Source organism: Gottfriedia acidiceleris (assembly GCF_004138285.1).
GTDB lineage: Bacteria > Bacillota > Bacilli > Bacillales > Bacillaceae_G > Gottfriedia > Gottfriedia acidiceleris_A.
The window spans coordinates 83482-102116 of the sequence record NZ_SCFN01000017.1 but is presented as its reverse complement, the minus strand read 5'-3'; the positions used below and the strand labels follow the sequence as shown (position 1 = coordinate 102116).

The window sequence follows — 18635 nt, the reverse complement described above, 5'->3', positions numbered from 1 at the left end:
AAATTTCATAGTTAAGGAGGGATAAAATGGCTTCTTTTCAAGGGACACAAATTAATCCCAAAAAGTTTCATAAAAGTCAAATAAAGTTCTATCTCATTTTAATTCCGATGGCAATTTTAATGGGTTCTCCCATCATTTACATATTTAATCATGCGTTTAAACCAATTGATGAATTATTTGCATTTCCACCACGATTTTTTGTACAAAAGCCTACAATGCAAAACTTCCTTAATTTATTAGATAGTGGAAATGTAGGTGGAACGCCAATTACAAGATATTTATTTAATAGTATTGTTGTAACCATTGTTGTTGTAGTTTTAATAATCTTAATAAGTACGATGGCAGGTTATGCCTTGTCAAAGAAACAATTCAAGTTAAAAAATACAATATTTGAGGTAAATACACTCGCTTTAATGTTTGTACCGGCGGCCGTTGCGATCCCTCGATATATTATTATAGAAAAATTACACTTAATTAATACTTTTACGGTTCATATTCTACCTTTATTAGCTCTTCCTGTAGGTCTGTTTCTTGTTAAGCAATTTATTGATCAAATTCCAAATGAATTGCTTGAAGCAGCTAGAATGGATGGAGCATCAGATTTTCAAATATTTTTCAGAATCATTATTCCAAATATTAAGCCTGCAATTGCCACAGTTGCAATATTAGCCTTTCAAGTAGTGTGGAATAACATTGAAACGTCAGATTTATATGTTAACAATGAAGGAATTAAAACATTTGCTTTTTATATGAGTACGTTGACTACTGCTAACGGGAATACAGTTGCTGGAACAGGGTTAACTGCAGCAGCGTCATTAATCATGTTTATTCCTAATTTAATTATCTTTATATTTATGCAAAAGCAAGTAATGGATACGATGGCTCATTCAGGTATTAAGTAAATGCTAGGAGCGAGATAGTAAATGAATAATTACAAAAATCATTTAAAATTACTATTAATTATGATATCGCTGATCATGATGTTTCCAGCAAATACTTATGCAGCAGATGCCTATAAAACATATACACTCTCAATTGATGGAGAAGAAATTAAGACACAAACTGCGTATGAGGCTGTTGGGATCCTTTCGAATGATCAAATGATAAAACCCGAGAATCTATTTATTGATCAAAATAACAAAATCTATGTTGCCGATTCAGGAAGTAAAGAGATTATTATATTTGACCAATTTGGAAAATTAATTAAAAAAATTGGGAAGGGTATTTTAGAAAAGCCTGTTGGAATTTCAGTTGGCGTGGATAATAAACTTTATGTTGCCGATGTAGTAAAAGAAACGGTTTATTGTTTTTCTTCAGATGGAAAATTGCTTGCACAGTATGGGAAACCTGAATCACCGTTATTTGGAAAAGGACAGCCTTTTAAACCACTTAAACTATCTGTGGATGGTAGAGGTAATATGTATATTATCGGTGAGGGAGCTGCAAACGGGATTATTCAGCTTAATAAAGACGGTGAGTTTCTTGGATATTTTGGTGCAAATAGAGCATCCACTTCTTTGTATCAAACTTTTAAAAATTACGTTATGTCTAAAACGGGCCAAAGAAAAGGTTTTATGAATGTACCAATTGCTTCTACAGGTATTGACATTGATCAAAGAGGAATTGTTTATACGGTTACAAATGGATTAGAAAGTGATGCAATTAAAAAGTTAAATGTAGCAGGTACCAATATGCTCCCGGATAGTGTATATTCATCAAATTCTGCAATCGATATAGTTGTAGGAAAACAATGGAATTTTTATGTGTTAAGTTCGGATGGTTATGTATACGAATATGATAGCACTGGAAATTTATTATTTAAATTTGGTAGCAAAGAGTCTAATGTTCAACGCCAAGGGATTTTCAAACAACCATCAGGTATAGGAATTGATACAAAAGGTGATCTATATATTGCAGATGCTGAGCAAGGGATCATTCACATTTTTGAACCAACTGAATTTACAAATAAATTACATGAAGGACTAGCTTATTTTGAAGAAGGTTTATATGTAAAAAGTCAAAAGTACTGGCAAGAAGTTCTTCAATTAAATTCTTCATTTTCACTAGCACATATTGCTATGGGACAAGCTTATTATAAACAACAAGAATATAAGGATTCATTAAATGAATTTAAATTAGCTAACAATCGAGAAGGATATTCACAGTCATTTTGGGAGATTCGCCATAATCTACTGGAGAAACATACTGGAAAGGTTCTATCTTTTATCATTTTAGCAATTTTATTCTATTACTTAGTTCGGTATATAAATCGAAAAAAAGATTATTTTCATGGAATAAAAATCAATGTAAATCGATTTAAAAATATCAAACTAGTAAGTGAGTTATTACTTATATTTAAACTATTTAGACATCCGATTGACACATTTTATGATATTAAAAAATTAAAAAAAGCTTCTTTCTTATCTGCGACTATTTTTTATTTACTATTTTTCATTGAATATTTGATTTCACTTAACTTTACTGGATTCATTTTTAACTCGGAACTATTAGAGAGATTTAGTTTATTTTTAATCATTTCAATCTTTTTTGGTGCCTTGGCACTATTTGTCATTATGAACTATTTAATTAGTACAATTAATGATGGTGAAGGTAGTTTCAAAAATGTTTATATCGGGACAATCTATTCCCTAGCTCCTTACTTAGTATTTAGTATTCCAGTTACACTTTTATCAAGAGTTATTACAATAAATGAATCGTTTCTTTTTACGTTTACAACTCAATTAATGGTTGGATGGTCTCTACTAATCTTGTTTATTATGATCAAAGAAATCCATAATTTTACAATTGGAGAGACGATTAAGAATATATTACTTACTTTATTTAGTTGTGTTATTACAGTTGTTGTATTATTTGTTCTTTATATTTTGTTAAATCAAGTAATTGATTTTGTTTATTCAGTAATCCAGGAGGTAATGGTTCGTGTATAAGAAAATTATACTGTCTAGTTCATTGTTACTGTTATCAATTCAACCAAATGTATATGCTGAAAAAAATAATGATCTCATTACATCTGTCAACAAAAATACGCAAAAGTATGCCTCCAATCAGTTTACACAAATGGAAGTACATAAAAATAAAATTAAAAGTCAAAATTCCTCATTAGATGGTTTTGAAAAGATAGCGGAAAACGAAAAACTAGAATTATATGTTAATAGTGAATCTCTAGCAATTAAAGTAAAGAATAAATCAAACGGTTATATTTGGAGCTCATCACTAGATCACATGGAAAAATATAAGTTAAATAGTACATGGAAACAATTCGTGGAATCAGCAATTACAATTGATTACTTAAATATGCAAGGGAAATTAAGAAAAGAAAGTATTACAACAAATTCTGCCAATATAAACCTTAAAAAGAAAGCAAACGGATTTGACGCAAATATAACATTTAGACAAGCGAAAATAAAAATGAAACTCTCAGTCCAGTTAACTGAGAATGAGATCGTGGTTAGCATACCTGAATCAAATATTAACGAGATGGGCAAAGTGAAAATTGTTTCAGCAAATATTTATCCATTTTTCGGAGCTTCTAAAGAGGATGAAATTCCTGGTTATCTGTTTATACCAGATGGTTCTGGGGCTTTAATACGGTATGGAAAAAATGGGGTAAAAATGGAGTCCCCTTATAGTGCAACAGTGTATGGCGAGGATAAGGGCATTTCTTCAACAATCCAATCAAAGGATACAAATGAAAGTTATAAAGCAAGCGTACCTGTATTTGGGGTTGTTCATGGAGAACATCAAAATGCTCTATTAGGAATCATCGAGGATGGAGATAATTATGCAAGGATTGATGCGTATAAAGCTGGACTATCTACAGAGTTTAATTGGGTCACGTCTCACTTCACCTATCGTTATGCTTATAAGCAACCGACAAGCAAAAATCAAAAAAGTGGAAAAGCAATGGATTTATTCCAAAAGAAACGTAACAAATTTAATATTAAATTACATTATAGAATACTAGAAAATGAAAATGCTAACTATGTTGGAATGGCCAAAAGCTACCAATCTTATCTTGTAAATAATGGAGTTTTGAAGAAAAAGACAAATGACTCTCCGATGCTACGCTTAGAATTTTTAGGCGGTGAGAAAAAAGAAGGATTATTTTGGGATTCAGTTGTATCAATGACTCCAATCAGTGATCTTCCAAAATATGTTAATGAGTTGGAGGGTAAAGGTATAGATGATTTCTTTATCGTCTATAAAGGTTGGAATAAAAATGGACTTACTGGATCATTTCCGAAAAAATTTCCTTTTGAACGAAAATTAGGAAGTAAAAGCGAAATAAAAAATACTGTTAAAGAGCTAAAGCAAAAGGATGTACCATTATACTTTTATACAGATTATGTAAAGGCATATGAAGGCTCTTCAAGTCTCTTTGGTGGAAAAAATATAGCTAAACAAGTAAATACAAAAGCAATTATGGATGAAGAGAATGGATACAACTACTATTATTTACATCCTGAAAAAGCAATTAGCTATGCAAAAAAAGATAAAAAGAAATACAAGGAATATGCTATGGAAAATTTAGCAGTTGATTCAAATGGAAATGAACTATTTTCAGCATTTAATGATCGCAATACATCATCAAGAGAAAAAAGTAAAAAATCGGTTAACGAAGTTCTAAGCTTACTAAATAGTGGGGATGTTGATAAAACAGCACTTTATCAACCTAATGTATATGCTTGGGGAATGACAGATAAATATTTAGATATTCCTATGGGATCATCTAATTACTTGTTTGTTTCAGATACTGTACCATTCTTGCAAATCGTATTAAAAGGATATGTTGATTACTATGCACCATTTTCCAATTTTTGGTCAAATCAAAAGGAAGAGCTTTTAAGATTAATAGATTATGGAGCTTATCCATCTTTTTTCTTAACTAGTAATAAGTCGTATTTACTTTCTGAAACGCCTTCTAGAGATTTATACACTTCCGAATATAAAACCTGGAAAAGTGATGTCGTTAAACAGTATGATGTTATTCAAAAAAGTTTGAAGTTAGTAAAAAACGAATCAATCGTGAGTAGAGAAGTTCTTAGTGAAGGCGTTGTAAAAGTAACTTATTCAAATAATATGAGCATTATTATTAACTATACAAATACTCCTTTTAATAATGGTAGCCTTACAGTTGCAGCAAAAGAATTTGCTGTGATGAAAGGAGAAAATAGCAATGAATAACATTTTTACAAGATTAGTAAACAATAAAAAGACAGCTGGATACATTTTTATTTTGCCTTGGGTGATTGGATTTGCAGTCTTTACAGCTTATCCAATCTTGTATTCACTCTATTTAAGTTTTTTTAATGTCATTATTACAACTGACGGTATTCAAACGAAATTTGCAAAATGGGCAAATTACCAAGATGCATTTACAACTGATGTAGAGTTCTTAAAGGAAATAGGAGACTTTGCAGCTCACGTTGTTGTCTCAGTTCCTATTATTGTTATTATCGCATTAATAATCGCGATTCTATTAAACCAACCGATTAAATTTCGTGGATTCTTTCGAACGATCTTTTTCTTGCCAGTAATAATTAGTAGTGGTCCTGTTTTAACTAAGCTCACAGAGCAAGGAGTAACTGCCATCCCTGAAATAAAACAATATGCTTTTTATAAATTAGCTGCTGAAAATCCTAGTTTTTTTAGTAATTTATTTTTATACATTATGGATAACATGGTGTTGTTATTGTGGTTTACTGGTGTACAAATCTTAATTTTTATTGCAGCCTTACAAAAAGTTGATATACAAATATACGAAGCAGCAAAAATTGATGGTGCATCTACATGGGAAATATTTTGGAAAATTACTTTGCCAACTCTATTCCCTATGATACTAGTAAACATTATTTATACAACGGTCATATATTCTATTTCTACAATGAATCCTATAATAGACCATATTAAAAAAAATATGTTCAAAATTGAAACAGGATTTGGATATGCTTCAGCACTTTCATGGGTTTATTTCGTTATCATTACAATCATTCTATTAATCATGATATGGATTGTGGTTTTCTTAGAAAGAAAAAAATAATATAGGGGGTGAGTACTGTGAATCAAGGAATTAAAAAGGACATTTCAACGAAAGTTAGAAGAATCTTATTAGGCATGAAGGGGAATGATGGATTACTTGTAAAAATTCTAATGTATGCATTGTTGATTGGAATAGGTTTTGTATTCTTATACCCTATATTATATATGTTATCTTATAGCTTTAAAGATATAAATGATCTACTAAATTCTCTTGTAAATTGGATTCCAACAAAACTATATACAGATAATTATAAGCGAGCATTAGATGTACTAGATTATTGGCCAATATTACTTCAAACAATCTATGTAACTGTATTACCATCAATTTTACAAGCGTTTGTTGCTTCAATAATCGGTTATGGATTTGCTAGATTTCAATTTAAAGGAAAAAACATTTTATTTATTTTAGTGCTTGCAACATTTGTTATTCCGCCACAGGTTACAGTTATACCAAGATATATTTTGTTTAATAAAATTCATATTTTAGATAGCATCACTGCCTATGTATTACCAGCAATATTTGGACAAGGTTTAAATAGCGCGATTTTTATTTTGATCTTTTATCAAATTTTTAGATCGATTCCTAAATCATTAGATGAAGCTGCTCAACTTGATGGAGCAGGACATTTTAAGATTTTCTTTAAAATTGCTGTACCAATGGCATCTGCTGGTTATATTATATCGTTTTTATTTTCACTTGTATGGTATTGGAACGAAACTTACTTAGCATCAATTTATTTTGGAGAAAAATTGTCAACTTTACCGCTTCAACTACAAAAGTTCGTTGCAACTTATAGTAAATTGTTCCCTGCACAAGGCGGTGCTAGTGGGACAAGTATTAATGAAGGAATTGAACTAGCGGGAACATTACTAACAATTATACCGTTACTAGTCATTTACTTCATTACGCAAAGATGGTTTGTTGAAAGTGTCGATCGATCTGGAATTACTGGCGAATAATTTAAATGTTAATTGAAAATTTTTAATTCGTTAATCGTAATTTAATAAAATTTAAGAATCAGAGGTGTTGTTAGTGGAAAAGAGAATTTTAGATTTAGAAGCTAAAGGATGTTTTGATTTTTTCTGGAATGAAGCAAACACTGATAAAAATAGTCCAGGATATGGTTTAATACGTGATAATACAGCCGAATCAAATAAAGATATGGCGAGTATCGCATCAGTTGGATTCGGTTTAAGCGCCATTATTATCGGGATCGAAAAGAAATGGATTACATACGAAGAAGGATATGAAAGAACGTTAGGTACATTAAACACCTTTTTAATTAATGTAGAAGAATCAGAAGGATTTTTCTTCCACTTCCTTCATATGGAAACAGCAAAAAAATTTGAAGCATTTTATGATTGTGCATCGATTATAGATACATCTCTATTTCTGAATGGTGCTGTAACATCTGCAGAATATTTTGGTGGAGAAATTAAAGAACTTTTTGATAAAATCTTTAATCGTGTTAATTGGCAAAAGTATTATGATGAAAAAAATAATATGTATTTTATGGGCTATAATCCTGAAACAGGTGGATTTGGTCACTGGGATATGTATGCGGAGCAGTTGATGCAGTACATTTTTGGCGTTGCATCTCCTACTCACCCGGTTCCAAAGGAAATTTACAAAGGTTTTAGAAGAGATTTAGTAAAATATGGTGAGTATGAATTTTATCATTCACCTGGAGGGGCGCTGTTTACCCACCAATTTTCACATGCATGGTTTAATTTTGAGAATATTGTTGATGATGATGGAATTAATTGGCATGAAAACTCCGTTAAAGCTTCATTAGCCGCCAAGAAGTATTGTAATGATAATGCACAGGGCTTTAAAACCTTTGCAGAGAGTGAACACGCATGGGGATTAACTGCATGCGATGGACCACACGGATATAAAGCATATGGGGCTGGACCGTTTCATCCAAATTGTGATCAGTATATTAATGATGGCACGATTGCACCTGCAGCAGCAGCTGGTTCAATTGTTTTTACACCAAAAGAATCACTTGATGCATTAAATTATTTCTATGAGAATGTACCTGAATTATGGAGCAAATATGGTTTCCTAGATTCATATAATCGAGACGTTACATCAAACTGGGTGTCAGATCGAGTAATTGGAATTGATAAAGGTGCAACATTGCTGATGATTGAAAACTATGAAACAGGATTAATTTGGGATTTATACATGAAAAACGATTACGTAAAGAATGGAGCTAAAATTTTAGGCTGGAAACGCAATAACTTAATTACTTCTTAAATTTTACCAGAGATATAAAGGTGGGCAATGAAAGTTCAAAATACTTCAGTGCTCACTTTTTATAAGTAAAAATATAACTTTTCTTATTTAGGTACAAAGGGGAGAAAAAATGTAGGTAAATTTTACTTAATTTTGATAGAATTAATATAAGTATTATATTTCATCTACATTTAATCTAAACGTAATAAAAGTAAAAAATAGAAAAAATTGGCTTTTTGGTATACATAGAATGGAGGATATGGGATGGCAGGAATAAAAGATATTGCCAAAGAAGCTGGAGTTTCCATTTCAACAGTGTCATATGCATTGAATGGAAGCCCAAAAGTAACAGAAGAAACTCGAAGCAGAATAATGAAGATCGCAAATAGATTAGGTTATGTTCCTAATGCAGCGGCAAGAATGTTAAAGGTTAAAGAAACAAAAATTATTGGGGTATTCTTAGCTGATTATGGAGGTTATTTTTACGGACCACTATTAAGAGGAATGAGACAAGCTTTAAATGACAAAGGGTATGAATTAATTGCTTGTTCTGGCGTGCAATCACATCGTCTTTTACTAGAAAAAGTAATTGATGGTGGAATAATTTTAGATCAGGCTTTTTCAAATGAAGAACTTTTAGATTATGCTGAAAAAAATTATAAAATGGTAGTGATGGATCGAGAATTACAGCACAACAATATTAAAGGAGTTCTATTAGATAATAATGGCGGAGCTAAATTAGCGATTAAGGAACTTCTGAAAAATGATGTAAAAAAAGTATATGCTGTAACAGGGCCAGAAGGATCATACGATTCAAGTAAACGTATGGAAGGTGTTAGAGAAGAATTAGCAAATTATCCTGAAATTGAATTAATTGAAATCGGTGGAAATTTCATGAAAGATTCAGGAGAGTTAGCAGCAAATCAAATCTTTTCAAACTATACTGAACCAAGTGCAATTTTCTGTTTAAATGATGAAATGGCAATTGGGATCTATAACTATCTACAAAATACAAATTACAAAGTAGGTAAAGATGTTTTTATTGTAGGTTTTGATAATATCGAATTATCACAATATGTATCACCAAGATTAAGTACAGTATCTTATTCTACATTTGATTGGGGTTCATTAGCGGCAAAAAATTTATTGAAACTCATATCTAACGAAGTTGTTGAGAATAAGAAAATTGAAGTTTCATTAACTGTTGGTGGTTCTTCTTAAGTAGAAAATTATATCAGAAACTTAAGTTTTTCTTAAAGAGACTTAAATTTCTCTTAAAAAGAGAGGTTTAAGTTTCTTTTTTTATGCCTAATTTTAAAAATTTCACATACCGTAATAGGTTGGCAAAATGAAAAAATCAGTTTTTAATAATCAATATTGAAAAGAAGACTGAAATTAGGAGGTCATAGGTTGAATACGGAAGATAATCAACCTCTTTTACTAATATGAAAGGAAATTAAACTGATCTTGACGAAATATAGAACTATATAAATTTTATCAAAGGACTGAGTGCTTTTGAATACATTATTGTTAACAGGTTTTGAACCTTTTCTGAACTTTTCAATTAATCCTACAGAAGAAATTGTGAAAGAGTTAAATAATCAAGAGGTTGGAGGGTTTCAAATTATTGGGGCAGTTTTACCTGTTGATTTCAGCACAGCAGGCAATGAATTAATAAATTTGTTTCATAAGTATAACCCATTCGCGGTTATATCATTAGGATTAGCAGGTGGTAGATTTAAAATAACGCCAGAACGGATCGCCATAAATTGCAATGATGGTGCAGCAGATAATAAAGGGAATAAATATGAGGGAGCTAAAATTGACCCAGAAGGACCGGATGGACTATTTTCAACACTTCCAATTCAGAAAATTGTTAATGAATTAAACAATCGCAAATTTCCAACTGAAATATCCAATTCTGCAGGTACTTATTTGTGTAATAACGTTATGTATCAAATGCTTAATGAATTAAAAAAAATAAACAAGCAAATTCCGAGCGGCTTTATTCATATTCCAGCTTCACATGAAATGGCCGTAATTGATCAGAAGTTGCCAAGTTGGTCGCAAACTGATTTGACGAATGCTATAAAGCTTGCAATCGAAGTGATTAGTCTAAATGACTAGCACCAAATTAGATATTTTTCCATTAGGTTGCTCTGGCTTAGTATGTTATTTAGGTGATTCGATTTCAATAGAAACAAATAATCTAGTACATACTTTCTCAGAATATCTAAAAATTAAATTAATGACTAAAATATCAGCAGTCGTACCATCTTATCATTCCATTACGATTTTTTATGATTCAATTAACTTTTCATACGTGGAAATAAACCAAGAAATAAAGTGTCATTTTAATCGTTACAGTCGTTCAAAAATTAACAGAGAGCATACAATTTATGAAATTCCTATTTGTTTTAGTTCCACTTTTGGGACAGATCTTCAAAAAGTAGCAGAGCATAATAAACTAGAAACTGAAGACGTAGTTCGACTTTATCTAGAAAAAATGTATCCCATTTATATGATTGGTTTTATACCTGGGTTTCCATATCTTGGCGGGTTAAATCCTAAACTTTCAACTCCAAGACTAATCAAGCCAAAAACAGTTTTAAAGGGATCGGTTGGGATTGCTGGAAACCAAACAGGGATTTATCCTTTTGAATCTCCAGGTGGGTGGAATATTATTGGACGTACTCCAATCTCAATATTTTCAACGAAAAATAATGGCACAGAAAACTTTAAACCTGGAGATCTAGTAAAATTTTATGAGATTAATATCGAAGGATTTAATCAGATTGAACAGCTAGTGAAAGAGGACAACTATTCAATTAAAAAGGAAGTGCGTTTTATTGATTCATATTGATTTGAACTGTGATTTAGGTGAAAGTTTTGGGAATTACAAAATAAATGACGAGCAAATTATGCCACATATTACTTCAGCCAATATCGCTTGCGGATTTCATGCAGGAGATCCGTTTGTAATTTATGAAACAGTAAAATTAGCAAAGCAGTATAATTTATCAATTGGAGCGCATCCAAGCTTTCCAGATTTACTTGGTTTTGGTAGAAGAGAAATGAAATTCAGTGAAGAAGAAATATATAAATTAATTCTCTATCAAATTGGTGCACTTTATTCGGTATGCAAAGTAAACCGAGTTGAACTTCGTCATTTAAAACCTCATGGTGCACTTTATAATATGGCAGCTACAAATTTGAAACTCGCTTTAGCGATTACAAAAGCAATGAAAAACTTCGATTCTTCGTTAACCTTATATGGACTAGCAAATAGCAAATTAATAGAAGCAGCGATCGAAATGAATATTCCTTTTTCTTCAGAAGTATTTGCAGATCGAGCATATGGTGATGATGGTTTATTAGTCCCTCGTAATCAATTAAATTCGGTTCATCACAATACTAAAGATGCTATAAATCAGGCACTTCAAATTGTAACAACCAAAACCGTATCGACAATTTCCGGTAAAGATATTCCAATTCAAGCTGATACCATTTGTATACATAGTGATTCTGACATTTCAATTAAATTAGCGATGGAATTACGTAAGGTATTTAGTGATAATAACATTCTTGTTAAGTCTATAGGAGCGTAATACTTTGAAAGAGATTTTTGAAGTTTTACAAAGAGGAGTTTCTATTTCAATTCAAGATAATGGTAGGAATGGTTTTAGACATTTAGGTATACCTGTTTCTGGTGCTATGGACAAGTTAGCTTATCAAATTGGAAATCTATTAATAGGAAATAAATGTAACGCAGCTAGTATTGAAATTGCGATTGGTGGTACTGTCCTAAAAGCATTAAATCAATTTTCAATCGTCATTACTGGGGGAAATTTGAAACCCACAATTAAAGGTAAATTAGTTGAGATGAATAAAATAATCGACATAGCAAAAGGAGAGATTTTGACTTTTAACGGGGGAAATACTGGTGTTTATTCATATATATCAATACCCGGCGGGATTACAAGTGAATGTCATTTCGAAAGTCAGTCCTCATATGAGCCTGCTTCTCTTGGATTAATAATTAAAAAAGGTACAATAATTTATGGTTCAAGTACTTCATATAAACTGGTAAAAAATGGACTAAAACATGAGTATATTCCAATCTATCCTAAGCACAATTTGGTTCATTTTATAAAAAGTAGTCATTTTGAGAAAATACCTCACCATATAAAATCAAAAATTTTATCTGAACTTCTTACAATTGGTACGTTTAATAGAATGGGAATGTATTTAAGTTCAAAAAATTCTAATTTAGAACCGTTTGATTCAAATATTCTATCCGAAGGTACTACTTTTGGAACGATTCAAGTACTACCAACTGGACAACCAATTATCTTACTAGCAGACTCTCAAACTACAGGCGGATATGCAACTTTAGGTACAGTAATTTATTCAGACCTTTGGAAACTTGTACAAATGCAACAAGGAAATACAATCCAATTAATACCAGTAGATGTAGATGAGGCGAGACTTTTAAATAAAAAGCTTCATTTATTTTTAAACTATTTAAAAATTGAATGTAGAAATAAGGAGAGATAACTATGGGAAATTTACTTGCAAAATTATTTGATGCTACGGAAAAAGGTGAAAATGAAATTGTAATTGAAATTATAAGTGAGCAGCCAAATTTGATTCATGAAGAAAATGAGCATGGGTTAACATTACTTGGAATCGCGGCACATTACGGTCAATATGAAGTTGTAAAAACTTTAGTAAAAAATGGTGTTCAGATCAATGCACTTTCTCACTCAAAGCTTTCATTCATTCCACAAAACACAGCTCTACATGCAGCAATTGCAGGTGCTAAGTCAATAGAAGTAATCGATTTTCTTTTAACGAATGGAGCAAATCCTAATATTAGCGACAGTGAAGGTCACACTCCATTACATATCGCAGCATTTGAAGGAAATACGTCTATTGCTGAACATTTGTTAAAAAACGGTGCTGAAATTAAAACGAATAATTCTGGTAAAACCCCAATTGATATTGCTGAAGAGCGTGGTAATACAGAGTTTATCAATTTTATAAAAGAAGTAACTTTATGAATAATTCGTAGTGTTGTGATGACTGTTATGTCACAGCACTTTTTGTTATGATAAAAGAAAGACTAGTAAAAGAGGAATAAGTATTGAGAATTAATGTTTATATTAGCGCATCAGGATATTGTTCTAGAAGAGCGGCAGAACGATTGGTTTCTTCGGGACAGGTTAAAATTAACGGACTAATTGCTGAAAAAAACAGCATAGTAGAAGAAGACGATCTTGTACAAGTAAGTGATGAAGTTATTTACTTAACGAGTGAAAAAGACTATATCATTCTAAATAAACCAGTAGGAATTACTTGTACAGGATTACAAACTGTAGAAGGAAATATAATTGATTTTGTCAATTATCCAAAAAGAATTTTTCCTATAGGTAGATTAGATAAAGATTCTGAAGGATTAATCATCCTTACAAACGACGGACCTATTGCACATAAAATTTTACATAGTGAACATGAACATGAAAAGGAGTATATTGTCACAGTCGATCAGCCAATTGATGTAGATTTTATTAATGGCATGTCAAATGGTGTTCTTATAGGAACTGTTTTAACTAAAAAATGTAAAGTAGCAAAAATAGATGAATATACATTTCGAATTATTTTAACGCAGGGCTTAAATCGTCAAATTCGAAAAATGGCAAAAAGTTTTGGATTTAAAGTGATTAAATTAAAGAGAATTCGAATTATGAATATCCATTTGGAAAATCTAGAAATAGGTAAATGGAGAAAATTAACTGATATCGAGTTATTTAATTTAAAAGAACAATTGAAAGAGGAAGAATCAAATGAAAATTTTAATTGATGCAGATGGATGTCCAGTAGTTTCAGAAACAATTAAAATTGCAGCAGAATTTAAACTAAACGTACTTTTATTATGTGATACTGCTCATATAATGCAAAGAGAGGGCGCTGAAACGATAGTTGTTTCACAAGGTGCGGATGCAGTTGATTTTGCTTTAGTAAATCGAGTTGTAAGTGGAGATCTCGTAATTACTCAAGATTATGGTCTTGCTGCAATGGTTTTATCAAAGCAAGCTTATGTATTAAATCAAAATGGTTTTCAATATACAAATGAAAATATAGATTCACTTTTACATACTCGATATGTTTCAAAGAAAATTCGAAATGCAGGTGGACGAGTGAAAGGACCAAAAAAACGTCAGAAGCTTGATAATGCAAATTTCGAAAACGGCTTAAGAAAATTACTTTCTTCAATTTCTTTATAGTAAAATAGAATTGTACAAATAAAATAAAAAAGGAGGCAAGCATGTTAACACTTGCAAGAGAAAACTTAAAAAAGTATTTTGGATATGAAAATTTTAGAGCTGGACAAGAACAAATTATTGAACGAGTTTTATCAGGTAAGCACACAGCAGGTATTATGCCTACAGGTGGTGGAAAGTCGATCTGTTATCAAATTCCAGCGACAATTCTCCAAGGAGTTACCCTCGTCATTTCTCCTTTAATCTCTTTAATGAAAGACCAGGTAGATGCATTGCATCAAGTAGGTATTCCTTCCACATTTATTAATAGTTCACTTTCTTATAATGAAGTAAATGAAAGAATGATGGATTTAAGTTATGGTGAATACAAAATTCTATATGTTGCACCTGAAAGATTAGAATCAGAAAGCTTTATTAATGAATTAAAAAGATTACCAATCTTACTTGTAGCAGTAGATGAAGCACACTGTATATCGTCATGGGGACATGATTTTAGACCAAGTTATTTACGTATTAAAAACTTAATACAAGAATTGCCTACTAACCCAACATTACTGGCACTTACTGCGACGGCAACTCCTCAAGTTAAATCTGATATATGTAATCAACTAGGGATAATTGAGGAAACGACAATCATTACAGGCTTTGAAAGAGAGAATTTGTCATTTAAAGTCATTAGAGGTCAAAATCGATTAGATTATATCTGTAATTACATAAAACAAAATAAAAACGAATCAGGTATTATTTATGCTGCAACTAGGAAAGAAGTAGATAATGTTACAAATAAATTAAAAAACCTTGGCATCTCTGTCGGTAAATATCATGCAGGCTTAAGCGATGCAGAACGTTCAAAACAACAAGATGCATTTTTACAAGATAATATCAATGTAATGGTCGCTACAAATGCATTTGGAATGGGAATTGATAAAAGTAATGTTAGATACGTAATCCATTACCAAATGCCTAAAAATATGGAAAGCTATTATCAAGAGGCTGGAAGAGCAGGACGAGATGGATTAGAAAGTGAATGTATTTTACTTTTTACTGCACAAGATGTTCAAATACAAAGATTTTTAATTGAGCAATCTACCTTTGAACATAATCGACTAAAACAAGAAATTTCAAAACTACAATCAATGAAGGATTACAGTTATTGCGAAACATGTTTACAGGCATTTATTTTAAAATACTTTGGGGATGAAAGTGACCACTCCTGTGGTAAGTGTAGTAATTGTATTGACAAGCGGACTGCTATAGACATTACAATAGATGCTCAAATCGTATTATCATGCATTATTCGAATGGGCGAAAGATTTGGTAAAACGATGGTTGCATCAGTGCTAACAGGATCAATGAATAAAAAATTAATAGACTTAAATTTTCATACTTTAACGACATACGGTTTATTCAAAAATCGTACATTAAAAAGTGTTGGAGATTTAATTGATTATTTAACATCGGAACAATTTATTGGCGTTACAAGCGGTAAATTCCCACTGTTAACTGTAACAAATAGAGGAAGAGAAGTACTATTAAATAAAATAAACGTAATGAAAAAAGAAGAAATCCAAGTTACTGAAATTACAAACGTCGATAATGATTTATTTGATCAACTACGAAGTTTACGTAAAGAAATTGCTACAGAACTTGGAGTACCACCATTTGTCGTATTTGCAGATAGTACTCTACGAGATTTATGTAAATTACTCCCTACTACCGATGAAGAATTTCTACAGGCAAAAGGTGTCGGATTACAAAAACAACAGAAATTTGGTAATCAGTTTATAGAAGTAATCAAGAAATATAAAGAAGAGAACCATATTGAAGTAGAAACAACAAGACCAAAAGCTGCAACAATTAATAAAGTACCTTCACACAAAATATCATACGAATCTTATCAAAACGGACTTACTATTTCTGAAATTGCAAAAGAGAGAGGATTAAATACGACTACTGTTGAAAATCATATTCTGCAAAGTGCAATGGAAGATGATCATTTTGATTGGGATGAAGTAGTGCCTTTAGATATTGAAAAACAAATTATTGAAGTAATTAATTCAGTTGGAAGCGAAAAACTTCGACCTATTAAAGATGAATTACCTTCTGAAATTAGTTATTTTATGATTAAAGCAGTCATTATGAAATCAGCAATATAATATAAACTTTTTTGCACTGAAAATATAAAGAGCTTCCTACATTGAATTGGAAGCTCTTTATTATACTTATTTTTTACTAGCTTTAACCTTTATTTGATTACTTACTTTACTTTCATTATGAAGTCGATCAACAGCAGTTATTTCATACGTATAGTCTTTATCTATATTTGCTGTTGTATCTAAATATGTTGTTGTTTTGCCATTTTCTGATTTGCGAACGGTAGTTAAGATGTTTCTTGGATCATCAATGCTATCTTTATGTAATCCATCAAAACGGTATACAACATAATATGAAACATCTTGATCATTAGGATGAGTATTCAAAGTAAGTTGGATTCCATCTTTTGTACGAAGAGCGTTTTCAAATTTTGGTTTCTTAGGAGCTTGGTCATCTAACCATGGCATTGAAGGGATTAATGCCTTTGTTCTATATAAATCTTTGCTTAAACGATCTTTAATACCAAGTGGATTTCGATTTAAGTCTTTAATTGAAAAATGCATACTACCTTTGATTTCAGGAATTGTACGATTTAATGCAATTTGATTTGGTAATTCGTCAGGTAGAGCCCATGCCTCATTGTTAGCGTTAATTTTGTAATCAGCTTGTCCAATATATAAATCAACATTCTTGCCTTTTACTTCATTAGTCCACCATTTTGCAAGAACATCGTATGCTGCAGCTTCAAATCCGATGTTCCAGTAAATTTGAGGAGTGATATAATCAATGTATTCTTTATTAATCCATTCTCTGGTATCTGCAAATAAATCATCATAATTTGTTTGACCTGCTGTTGTATTTGAACCAGTAGGATCTTTTGCTATATTTCGCCAAACTCCAAATGGACTAATTCCAAATTTTACATAAGATTTTTCTTTTTTAATAGAATTATGAAGAAGTTTTACGAACTGATCAACATTATCACGGCGCCAATCGTCTATATTAGTAAATTTTTGTTTACCGTATTTATCATAAGAAGCCTGATCAGGAAACTCTTGACCCGCAATGCGATATGGATAAAAATAATCATCCAAGTGCACTGCATCGATATCATATTTTTTTACTACTTCCATTATGCCATCAATAATAAATTGACGTGCGTCAGGATTACCTGGATCAAAATATAATTGCTTTCCATATGGAAGTACCCATTCAGGATGTTTTCTTGCAGGATGGTTTTCAGATAAAGTATTTAAATCATCTAAAGTCGCATCTCCTGGTGCTGTTCGTGGCATTGTAATACGATATGGATTGAACCAAGCATGAAATTCAATATTTCGTTTATGTGCTTCTTCAACCATAAATGCAAGTGGATCATAGCCTGGATCCTTACCTTGTGTACCAGTTAAGTATTTTGACCATGGACCATATTCAGAAGGATAAAAAGCATCAGCGGTCGGCTTAATTTGTACAACAACTGAATTCATTCCCATCTTTTCCACATCATCTAATAGTTTAATAAACTCCGATTTTTGTTGCATTTCAGACAAGCCAGTAGCAGATGGCCAATCTATATTTGTAACTGATGCAATCCAAGCTGCTCGCAGCTCATGCTTAGGCGGGACTGAGTACTGTGAAGTAGTTTCAGCATGAACATTTTGAATTTGTTGAAATAATAGAGATGCGCCCACTGTAGCAGCAATCGCATATTTTCCAAGTTTTCTTTCCTTCATATGTGTTCCACCTTACTTTCTATTAAATTAGTAGCGCTTACATAATATAAAACTACCAAAAATGGAAAGTATTGTCTATAATTTTTGAAATAAAATTTCAAAAAAATCTAAAAAATAAAGAAATTAAATTTCGGTTTTTTATTACTTTTGTGAAAATCCTCGAATATAGCTCATTTTATCATTCACGATCTATAGCTTGCATTGTCTTAAATTGGTAATATA

16 protein-coding genes are annotated in these 18635 nt (G+C 31.4%); 15 read left to right on the top strand and 1 reads right to left on the bottom strand.

Annotated elements, in window-relative coordinates; genetic code table 11:
* The first annotated feature begins 26 nt into the window (after positions 1-26).
* The 15 genes from EP747_RS19160 (at position 27) to recQ (ending at position 16742) form a co-directional block, all read left to right on the top strand.
* The gene (locus tag EP747_RS19160; protein WP_129691675.1) at positions 27-902 is read left to right on the top strand and encodes a carbohydrate ABC transporter permease; all 876 of its coding nucleotides are present in this window, start codon (positions 27-29) and stop codon (positions 900-902) included.
* A gap of 21 nt (positions 903-923) precedes the next feature.
* Positions 924-2948 (top strand): YIP1 family protein, encoded by a 2025-nt coding sequence (locus EP747_RS19155; protein ID WP_129691674.1) that lies wholly within the window; start codon positions 924-926, stop codon positions 2946-2948.
* A complete protein-coding gene (locus EP747_RS19150) occupies positions 2941-5205 on the top strand; it encodes a DUF5696 domain-containing protein (protein ID WP_129691673.1) in 2265 nt (754 codons plus the stop codon). The genes EP747_RS19155 and EP747_RS19150 overlap by 8 nt, the downstream gene beginning before the upstream one ends.
* Entirely contained in the window at positions 5198-6061 is an 864-nt protein-coding gene (locus EP747_RS19145; protein ID WP_129691672.1) for a carbohydrate ABC transporter permease, read from the top strand. The genes EP747_RS19150 and EP747_RS19145 overlap by 8 nt, the downstream gene beginning before the upstream one ends.
* A 17-nt stretch (positions 6062-6078) precedes the next feature.
* Positions 6079-7020, top strand: coding sequence for a carbohydrate ABC transporter permease (locus tag EP747_RS19140; protein WP_235832940.1), 942 nt, complete (start codon positions 6079-6081; stop codon positions 7018-7020).
* A 73-nt stretch (positions 7021-7093) separates the two neighbouring features.
* Positions 7094-8323: a glucoamylase family protein gene (locus tag EP747_RS19135; protein WP_205753850.1), complete on the top strand. Its 1230-nt coding sequence runs from the start codon at positions 7094-7096 to the stop codon at positions 8321-8323.
* Positions 8324-8566: 243 nt separating this feature from the next.
* A complete protein-coding gene (locus tag EP747_RS19130; RefSeq protein WP_129691670.1) occupies positions 8567-9523 on the top strand; it encodes a LacI family DNA-binding transcriptional regulator in 957 nt (318 codons plus the stop codon).
* Positions 9524-9811: 288 nt separating this feature from the next.
* Positions 9812-10429 carry a pyroglutamyl-peptidase I gene (locus EP747_RS19125; protein WP_328590747.1) on the top strand — a complete coding sequence of 206 codons (618 nt, stop codon included), beginning with the start codon at positions 9812-9814 and terminating at the stop codon, positions 10427-10429.
* Positions 10422-11165: a 5-oxoprolinase subunit PxpB gene (gene pxpB, locus EP747_RS19120; protein ID WP_129691668.1), complete on the top strand. Its 744-nt coding sequence runs from the start codon at positions 10422-10424 to the stop codon at positions 11163-11165. The genes EP747_RS19125 and pxpB overlap by 8 nt, the downstream gene beginning before the upstream one ends.
* Positions 11152-11910, top strand: a complete 759-nt coding sequence (locus tag EP747_RS19115; RefSeq protein WP_129691667.1) for a 5-oxoprolinase subunit PxpA — start codon at positions 11152-11154, stop codon at positions 11908-11910. The genes pxpB and EP747_RS19115 overlap by 14 nt, the downstream gene beginning before the upstream one ends.
* Positions 11911-11914: 4 nt before the next feature.
* Complete coding sequence (locus tag EP747_RS19110) at positions 11915-12859, top strand: biotin-dependent carboxyltransferase family protein (protein ID WP_129691666.1); 945 nt, start codon at positions 11915-11917, stop codon at positions 12857-12859.
* A gap of 2 nt (positions 12860-12861) precedes the next feature.
* Positions 12862-13365 carry an ankyrin repeat domain-containing protein gene (locus tag EP747_RS19105; RefSeq protein ID WP_129691665.1) on the top strand — a complete coding sequence of 168 codons (504 nt, stop codon included), beginning with the start codon at positions 12862-12864 and terminating at the stop codon, positions 13363-13365.
* Between the two features lie 83 nt (positions 13366-13448).
* Positions 13449-14165, top strand: coding sequence for a pseudouridine synthase (locus EP747_RS19100; RefSeq protein WP_129691664.1), 717 nt, complete (start codon positions 13449-13451; stop codon positions 14163-14165).
* Positions 14149-14589 carry a YaiI/YqxD family protein gene (locus tag EP747_RS19095; RefSeq protein ID WP_129691663.1) on the top strand — a complete coding sequence of 147 codons (441 nt, stop codon included), beginning with the start codon at positions 14149-14151 and terminating at the stop codon, positions 14587-14589. The genes EP747_RS19100 and EP747_RS19095 overlap by 17 nt, the downstream gene beginning before the upstream one ends.
* A 41-nt stretch (positions 14590-14630) precedes the next feature.
* The gene (gene recQ / locus EP747_RS19090) at positions 14631-16742 is read left to right on the top strand and encodes a DNA helicase RecQ (protein ID WP_129691662.1); all 2112 of its coding nucleotides are present in this window, start codon (positions 14631-14633) and stop codon (positions 16740-16742) included.
* 66 nt (positions 16743-16808) lie between these two features.
* Here recQ and EP747_RS19085 read toward each other — a convergent pair whose 3' ends face one another.
* Entirely contained in the window at positions 16809-18413 is a 1605-nt protein-coding gene (locus EP747_RS19085; protein WP_129691661.1) for a glycoside hydrolase family 10 protein, read from the bottom strand.
* Positions 18414-18635 lie beyond the last annotated feature (222 nt).